6 protein-coding genes are annotated in these 6758 nt (G+C 63.1%); 2 read left to right on the forward strand and 4 right to left on the reverse strand.

Going from position 1 to position 6758, the window contains the following annotated elements:
• Nucleotides 1–46 precede the first annotated feature (46 nt).
• Nucleotides 47–1252 (forward strand): adenylate/guanylate cyclase domain-containing protein, encoded by a 1206-nt coding sequence (locus ACIQ2A_RS24970; protein ID WP_398484585.1) that lies wholly within the window; start codon nt 47–49, stop codon nt 1250–1252.
• 106 nt (nt 1253–1358) lie between these two features.
• Here the strand turns inward: ACIQ2A_RS24970 and clpS are convergent, their stop codons facing one another.
• The gene (gene clpS, locus ACIQ2A_RS24975; protein ID WP_398484587.1) at nt 1359–1664 is read right to left on the reverse strand and encodes an ATP-dependent Clp protease adapter ClpS; all 306 of its coding nucleotides are present in this window, start codon (nt 1662–1664) and stop codon (nt 1359–1361) included.
• A gap of 185 nt (nt 1665–1849) precedes the next feature.
• On the opposite strand from clpS, the gene ACIQ2A_RS24980 reads away from it, so the two are divergent.
• Nucleotides 1850–2692 (forward strand): DUF1194 domain-containing protein, encoded by an 843-nt coding sequence (locus tag ACIQ2A_RS24980; RefSeq protein ID WP_398484589.1) that lies wholly within the window; start codon nt 1850–1852, stop codon nt 2690–2692.
• Nucleotides 2693–2816: 124 nt separating this feature from the next.
• Here ACIQ2A_RS24980 and ACIQ2A_RS24985 read toward each other — a convergent pair whose 3' ends face one another.
• From ACIQ2A_RS24985 to ACIQ2A_RS24995, 3 genes are all read right to left on the reverse strand, one after another.
• Nucleotides 2817–4130 (reverse strand): cobyrinate a,c-diamide synthase, encoded by a 1314-nt coding sequence (locus ACIQ2A_RS24985; RefSeq protein ID WP_398484591.1) that lies wholly within the window; start codon nt 4128–4130, stop codon nt 2817–2819.
• A 178-nt stretch (nt 4131–4308) separates the two neighbouring features.
• Nucleotides 4309–5853 (reverse strand): acyl-CoA synthetase, encoded by a 1545-nt coding sequence (locus ACIQ2A_RS24990; RefSeq protein WP_398484593.1) that lies wholly within the window; start codon nt 5851–5853, stop codon nt 4309–4311.
• Between the two features lie 188 nt (nt 5854–6041).
• Nucleotides 6042–6758 (reverse strand): acetyl-CoA C-acyltransferase (locus tag ACIQ2A_RS24995; RefSeq protein WP_398484595.1); only part of this gene is annotated, 717 nt, incomplete at its 5' end.

The raw sequence follows: 6758 nt of genomic DNA on the forward strand, positions 1-6758 counted from the left end.
AGGGGAGAGGTGAAGTGAAAGACAGTTGTGCTAGACTGCATCCGCAATGAACGCGACGCAGCTCAACGATCTCATTATCTGGCTTGCCGATGGCGCCCGTTCGGCCGTCCGCACGGACCTGTTCATGGCCGAGACCTGCGAGCGAATGGTTGCCAGCGGCATTCCGCTGGCGCGCGTCGGCGTGTTCGTGCGCACCTTGCATCCGAGCATGCTGGGCCGCAATTTCATCTGGCGCGCAAGCGGCGAGGTCACGCTGGGCGCACTTGCTCATGGCGATGACGAGGGCGACGAATTCCTGCGCAGCCCGCTCCGCTATGTCTTCCATGAAGGCATTGAGGTGCGCCATCGCCTGATCGGTGCCAATGTCAGCAACATCCCGTTCCTCGCCGACATGCTGGCTGAAGGCAGCACCGACTACATCGCGCTGCCGCTGGAAATGTCCGATGGCAATGTCCATGCATCGAGCTGGACGACGCGCGATCCCGACGGTTTTTCGGAGGAGCAACTCGCCGGCCTGCGCCGCGTAATGCCATCGCTGACCCGGATGATCGAGATCCATCTGCTCCGCCGCACGGCATCCGGCCTGCTCGACAACTATGTCGGCGCCCGCGCCGGCGAGCGCATTCTCGCCGGGCAGATCCGGCGTGGTCATACCGAGACCATGCAGGCGGTGATCTGGCTGTCGGACCTGCGCGGCTTCACCGCGCTGTCGGACCGGCTGCAGCCGGAAAATGTCGTCGATATCCTGAATCGCTATTTCGATTGCCAGGTGCCGGCGATTCTGGAGCAGGGCGGCGAGGTGCTGAAGTTTATGGGCGATGGTCTGCTTGCCGTCTTCCCTGTGGCTGAGAACGACGAGGATCTGAGCGCTGTATGCGCTCGTGTGCTGGAAGCTGCGCGTACCTCACGCGCGGCCGTCGAGTCACTGCGCTGGGCCGGCACCAATCTCACCGAAGAGCAATTCCGCTTCGGCCTCGCACTCCACGTGGGCAAGGTGCTGTACGGCAATATCGGCGGTGGCGACCGCCTCGATTTCACGTGTATCGGCCCGGCCGTAAATCTTGCCGCGCGGCTGGAGAAAATTGCCGGCAAACTCGCACGAACGGTGGTGGCGTCGTCGGCATTCGCCGACGCCAGCGAGGGGGTGTGGACCGATCTCGGCGAGTTTCCGATTGCGGGATTTGCGCGGGCGGAGCGGGTGTATGGATTGGCGGATGAAAGTTTGCCGCCGCAAACTTGGCCCTCATCCTGAGGAGCGGCCACAGGCCGCGTCTCGAAGGATGGCGACAGGCTCCGGGTCAGGCCAGCTCATGGTTCGAGACGGCGCTGCGCGCCTCCTCACCATGAGGGGCGGAGTGCTATTCTTCGGGCTCGATCGTGAACAGCAGCGGATAGCCCTTGGCGCGCCCGGCATCGGTCGCCCGCGTCGCCTTGGTCTCTGCCACGTCCCGCGTAAAGACCGCGACCACGCAGACGCCGCGCTGATGGGCGGTCATCATCACTTTCGCCGCCTGGTCTTCGGACATGCGGAATTCGGCCTTCAGCACCCGCACGACGAATTCGCGCGGCGTGAAGTCGTCATTGACGAGGATCACCTTGTATAGTTTTGGCCGCTCGACCTTCGGCTTTGCCTTGGTTTCCGGCTTGATCGTGCTGTCGGGCATGGCTTGTCACGCGGGCGGGCGTCGGGATGCGCTCTGAAGCGCTCACATATAATCGCACCGCTCCGGACTGTCGATGAGCCCGCCGCCGCCTGCATTGCTGACCTGATTGTGAAGGGGCGATGCGGTTCCTGCTTTGCGGCGCGTCATTTGCGTGTCACCATTCGATTCTCAACGGGAGGGCCGCAATGCGCTGGTGTGTCTCGATTGGAGCGGTATTCGTCGCCGGCGCCCTGCTCGGCGGTGACGCCACGAGCGTGGCCGCCACCGGCCTGCGGCCGCAACTCGCCCAGAACAAGCCCGAACCTGTCGTCGATGTCGAACTCGTCCTTGCAGTGGACGTCTCCTATTCGATGGATATGGACGAGCTGGCGATCCAGCGCGAGGGCTATGCCCAGGCCATTGTCTCCAAGGAATTCCTCGCGGCGCTGAAAACCGGCATGCACGGCAAGATCGCCGTCACCTATTTCGAATGGGCAGCCGCCAGCGACCAGAAGGTCATCATTCCCTGGCGGGTGATCGACGGGCCGGAATCGGCCGATGCCGTTGCCGCCGAGATCAGCAAGGCACCGATCCGCCGGGCATCGCGCACCTCGATCTCCGGCGCCATCAATTTCGCCATGCCGCTATTCGAGGAGAATGCGCTGCACGGCATCCGCCGCGTCATCGACATTTCCGGCGACGGGCCGAACAACAATGGCGGCCCGGTCACCATCGCGCGCGATGCGGCGGTGGAGAAGGGTATCATCATCAACGGCCTGCCCATCATGGCGAAGGAGCTGTCCTACTCGACCATGGATATCGAGAATCTCGATTGGTATTACGAGGACTGCGTGATCGGCGGTCCCGGCGCCTTCGTGGTGCCGATCAAGGAGCGCGACAAGTTCAAGGAAGCCATTCGCACCAAGCTGGTGATGGAAGTTGCAGGCATCGCGCTGCCTTACGCGAAGATCATTCCCGCTGCTGCGCGAGAGCCGCGGGTGAATTGCATGGTGGGCGAGAAGATCTGGCAGGATCGCTGGGGACGGTAGGTGTCACGCTATCTTGTCATCGCCCGGCTTGACCGGGCGATCCAGTAAACGCCGTCGGTACGGTGCGTACTGGGTCATCCGGTCAAGCCGGGTGACGACAGTTGGAGCGCGGTGTGCCACCGCATTACGCCGCCGCAATCGCGTGAAAGAATGTCCCAGTCACATGGCCGCGCCGTCCGCCGCGTTCGGGCAGGGAATGGCCGTCGGCATTGGTGAGTTCGACCAGTGGTTCGTCGTGACCGATGTCGGTCAGCGAGGCATAGTGGAATTCATGGCCGCGCACGATCATGCCAGTCGAACCGATGACGCTGTCCACCAGCAGCCGCGCCTCGCGATAGCCGAGGTGCAGTTTCCGCTTCTGGAAGCTCGTCGTATGGCTGAGGAGCCCAGTCATCGCATGACGCTGGCCGTCGGCATCTTCCAGTCCTTTGCCAAGCACCATGTAGCCACCGCATTCGCCATGGACAGGCCGCGTCTGTGCGAAGTGCACAAGGCCTTCTTGGAACGTCGTCGCAGCTGCGAGCGCGCCGGCATGCAGTTCCGGATAGCCGCCGGGCAGCCAGCAGCTGTCGCAATCCGCTGGCGGTGCTTGATCGGCCAGTGGCGAGAAGCGAATAATTTCGGCGCCCGCATCGCGCCAGCCCGCGATGAGATGCGGATAGATGAAACTGAATGCCGCATCGGAGGCGAGCGCGATGCGCTGGCCCGGCGGCGGCAAAGCGGTCGCTGTCGCGTTAAGCGATGACGTCTCGATCGGCGCGGCCAGCGCGAGGATCGCATCGAGGTCGAGGTGTGTTTCGGCCATGTCAGCGAGCGCAGTGATGCGCTTGGCGAGATCGCCATGCTCGTCCGCCTGAACCAGACCGAGATGGCGCTCCGGCAGAGCGAAAGCGGTATCGCGCGGCACAGCGCCGACCACGGGAATGTTCAGTACCGCGATGGCGTCGGTGATGAGCTTCTGGTGCCGTTCGCTGCCGACGCGATTGAGCACCACGCCAGCGACGTGAACGTCGGTGCGATGCGCCGCAAAGCCGCGCACGACGGCCGCGGCTGATTGCGATTGCGCGGTGACGTCCAGCACGAGAATGACGGGCAGACGAAACCGCGCGGCGATGCTGGCGCTGGAGCCATCGCGGGCGGCGTCAGCTGGTACGCCATCGAACAGGCCCATGACGCCTTCGACGACGACGAGATCGGTGTTGTCCGTCGCCCGCGCCATCAGCGTCTGCAGCAGCGGCGGCGGCATGGTCCAGCTATCGAGATTGACGCAAGGCGCGCCCGTTGCTGCGGCGTGAAAGGCGGGATCGATATAATCGGGTCCGGCTTTGGCCGCGCGCAGCCTGATGCCGCGCCGCGCCAGTGCGGCCAGCAGGCCAAGCGTCACCGTCGTCTTGCCGGCGCCGGAGCGGATGGCGGAGATCAGGAGGCCGGTGGTCATGGGAAGGTTCGCAGCATCGCGGTGGATTACTGCGGGAGGAGGCAAGCCGCAAGCAGCCTAACTCCCTTGTCGTCGCCCGGCTTGACCGGGCGATCCAGTCAACTCAGTCAGTACGGTGTGTACTGGGTCACCCGGTCAAGCCGGGTGACGACAATTAGGGTCGGCGTGGCGATCGATTTTACGCCGTCGCCGTTTCCTTCTTAGGCCAGTACTTGTCCCGCAAATGGCGCTTCACCAGCTTGCCGGTCGGCGTGCGCGGCAGTTCCGGCTCGAAATCCACGCTTTTCGGGCATTTGATCGGCGACAGGTGCTTGCGGCAGAACGCGATCAGCTCGGCTTCCAGCGCCTTGCCGGCGCGGTTCATGCTGTGGGGCTGCACGACCGCTTTCACCTCTTCACCCATCTCGTCATTGGGCACGCCGAACACAGCGACATCCGCGACCTCCGGATGGGTGATCAGCACATCCTCGGTCTCCTGCGGATAGATGTTCACGCCGCCGGAAATGATCATGTAGGACTTGCGGTCGGTGAGATAGAGGAAGCCTTCCTCATCGACATAGCCGACATCGCCGAGCGTCGACCAGCCGCGCGCATTATAGGCGCGCTTCGTCTTCTCGGGATCGTTGTGATAGGTGAATTGCGGCGTGTCGGCGAAATAGACCGTGCCGATCTCGCCGGTGGGCCGTTCCTGATCCTCTTCGTCGAGAATCTTGACGCTGCCAACCACCGCCTTGCCGACGGTGCCACGATGGCTCAGCCATTGCTGCGAGTTCGACACGGTGACGCCGTTGCCTTCGGAGCCAGCGTAATATTCGATCAGAATCGGCCCCCACCAGTCGATCATCTTCGCCTTCACATCGACCGGGCAGGGCGCCGCCGCATGGATCGCGCCTTTCAGTGACGAGACGTCGTAACGCTGGCGGATTTCGTCCGGCAGTTTCAGCATGCGCACGAACATGGTCGGCACCAGTTGTGACTGGGTGATCTTGTGCGTCTCGACCAGCTCGAGGAATTTCTCGGCGTCAAATTTCTCCATGATCACCGAGGTGCCGCCCAGCGTGATGGTCATCATGTTGAAGCGCAGCGGGGCTGCATGATAGAGCGGCGCTGGCGACAGATAGATGCTGTCTTCGGCCATGCCGCACATATTGGCGCAGAGCAGTTTCAGGAACGGGTTCGGTACGTCGATTGGCGAATTCTCCGAGGCGCGCTTGATGCCCTTGGGGCGGCCGGTGGTGCCGGACGAATACAGCATGTCATAGCCGGCGATCTCGTCGGCGATCGGCGTGGTCGGCTGGGTCGCGAGTGCGGTGTTCCAGTCGCGAAAGCCGGCGCGCGAGCCATCGACAATGTAGAAGATAGGTTCGGCCGCATTGGTAATGAGCGGTGCGATGACGTCGGCGCATTGTTCGGAGGTGATGACGACGCGGGCGCCGCAGTCTTTCACGATATAGGCGATCTCATCACCGGTGAGATAGCGGCTGATGGCGGTGTAATAGAGCCCCGAGCGCTGTGCGGCCCAGCAGATCTCCATGAATTCGAGCCGGTTTTCCATCAGGAGTGCGACGTGGTCGCCGGCCTTCAGCCCGAGCGAGCGGAACAGATGCGCGCCGCGATTGGAGCGTTCGTCGAGCTCGCGATAGGTGAGGGCCGCGCCGGAGCCGGCCATGCGATAGGCAACCTTATCGGGATTGGTTTTGGCGTGAAGCGACGGATGGGTCATGGGTGTTTCCTCTTGGAAGGACCGGCGGGTTGGCCCGCTCGTGTTCTGCTCAGCTATCTCAGTATGTCATCCCCGCGAAAGCGGGGATCCATAACCTCTGTCGTCAGAGGTGAGGGCTGAGGCTTCTCCCTCAGCTAATCACTTCTTCGGTGTCTATGGGTCCCCGCTTTCGCGGGGACGACACCGAGTTACAGCCGCTCCACAATCGTCACATTGGCCATGCCGCCACCTTCGCACATGGTCTGCAGCCCGTAGCGCTTGTTCTGCTGCTTCAGCGCATGCACCAAGGTCGTCATCAGCTTGGTGCCGGAGCCGCCGAGCGGATGGCCGAGTGCGATCGCGCCGCCGTTCACGTTCAGCCGCGACGGATCGGCGCCGGTCGCCTGCAGCCAGGCCGTCGGGATCGACGCAAAGGCCTCGTTGACCTCGAACAGATCGATATCGTCGATCTTCATGCCGGCCTTTTCCAGCGCGCGCTTGGTGGCGGGCAGCGGGGCTTCCAGCATGATGACGGGATCGCCGCCCATCACGCTCATATGGTGGATGCGCGCCAGTGGTTTGACGCCGAGCTGCTTCAGGCCTTTCTCATTGACCACGAGCACGCCCGAGGCGCCGTCGCAGATCTGGCTCGCCGAGGCGGCAGAAAGCCGGCCGCCATTCTCGTTGATCAGCTTGACGCCCTTGATGCCGTCCAGGGTTGCGTCGCAGCGGATGCCTTCGTCGATGTGATGCGTATCGGTCGAGCCATCCGCGCGGGTGATCTGCAGCGGCACGATCTCGTCCTTGAAACGGCCGGCTTCGGTGGCCGCAATGGCGCGCTGGTGGCTCTGATACGAATAGCTGTCGAGATGATCCTTCGACAGGTCATATTTCTGCGCCACCATTTCAGCACCGGTGAACTGGCT

This window comes from Tardiphaga sp., from assembly GCF_044336785.1.
Taxonomy (GTDB): Bacteria; Pseudomonadota; Alphaproteobacteria; order Rhizobiales; family Xanthobacteraceae; genus Tardiphaga.